The sequence below is a fragment of the Bradyrhizobium sp. NBAIM03 genome, assembly GCF_020194055.1.
GTDB lineage: Bacteria > Pseudomonadota > Alphaproteobacteria > Rhizobiales > Xanthobacteraceae > Bradyrhizobium > Bradyrhizobium yuanmingense.
In genome coordinates, this window is record NZ_JADYVS010000130.1 from 1 (window position 1) to 466 (window position 466).

Below are 466 nucleotides of genomic sequence, written 5' to 3' on the forward strand. Positions count from 1 at the left end.
ATTTGCGCGTGAGGGCGCAATATTCGGCGCAGTCCGTGCACACACCGATGCAGCGCGCCATGGCTTCGGCGTGGCCGTTCTTGCCGAATTCCGTCGCGCAGTGAGTGCAAGCGGCCTCGCATGCCTGCAGCGCCTGGATCACACTGGCAAAACGCTTGGCATTCTCTTTCGCGGTCGGACGAGTGGTCATGTCGGTTCTCCTGTGGCAGTGGATGTGCACGCTGGCGCGCTTGTGAAGGGATGAGCCCGGGCGCGGCCCGAGCCTCATCTCTTCAATTTAGCAACTCGCGCTCCACTGTGTGAGCCCGACTTGTGAGTTACACGGCTTCTGCCTCGCTCTTGCCGCTGCGCAGCATGCCGCTACCGGCGCGTGCGATCAAACGATTGACGCCGCCCACCACGGCGCGAATCGACGCCGTTGTCAGGTTGGCATCCACGCCCACGCCGAAGACGCTGCCCGCCACGC

General features: G+C 63.9%; 1 pseudogene. It reads right to left on the minus strand.

The window, feature by feature from the left end:
• Nucleotides 1-190, minus strand: a pseudogene (locus I6F21_RS37735) (hypothetical protein); the annotation flags it as partial.
• Nucleotides 191-466: the final 276 nt, after the last annotated feature.